The sequence below is a fragment of the Conexibacter stalactiti genome (assembly GCF_033542075.1).
GTDB lineage: Bacteria > Actinomycetota > Thermoleophilia > Solirubrobacterales > Solirubrobacteraceae > Conexibacter > Conexibacter stalactiti.
Map to the genome: position 1 here is coordinate 1 of NZ_JAWSTH010000243.1, position 647 is coordinate 647.

The window sequence follows — 647 nt, forward strand, 5'->3', positions numbered from 1 at the left end:
CCATACATAGACGCACCATATTACACAGCGGTTTTCAAACCGAACAAGAACGCCATGATACAAGGAGCATACAACAATGTTGATGCCCATGTGGCAAATTTTGAGTCCTTTGTGGCAAGAGCTTCCGAACTTGCTGACAGACTTCTAAACAACAAGATTACTCACTTGGGGGGGATTGATTTCGTTTCACCATATCCACAATCTCTAATCAAGAAAGCGGTTGCGGCATTTGTCCAAAACTGATTCCTTCAAGGTTACAATGTGGCAGACATAGACAATACCATAGGAATTGGTTCTTTCAGTCTTACACAGGTAAAATCAAATGAGACGCTTAGAAAGATGATTCCACTTGATGCCCTATGAAACCTACAGAAAACTGAAATGTGGGACGGAATTGCAGTTGGAGTTGACATTGAGAAAAACCTTCAGTCTCTTGGTTACAACCTTAAAGACCTGTTGTTTGTGGACGAAGCTCTTCAACTATTCCAACTTAAAGGAAACTATGACGACAACTTCCACAAGGACATAGACTTTTCAAATGAACTTCAAGGTTTCAACACAAACCGTTGAATATGTATTGCCAGAACTGACAAGAAAAACATTTCCTTTGAAATTCTTGGTGGAAACACAACAGGACTTGTGAAGTC

The 647-nt window shown here is 40.2% G+C and carries 1 protein-coding gene; it reads left to right on the forward strand.

What is annotated here, in order from left to right; genetic code table 11:
- Positions 1-243: hypothetical protein (locus R7226_RS31575; protein ID WP_318601536.1), on the forward strand; the 243-nt coding region annotated here is incomplete at its 5' end.
- Positions 244-647 lie beyond the last annotated feature (404 nt).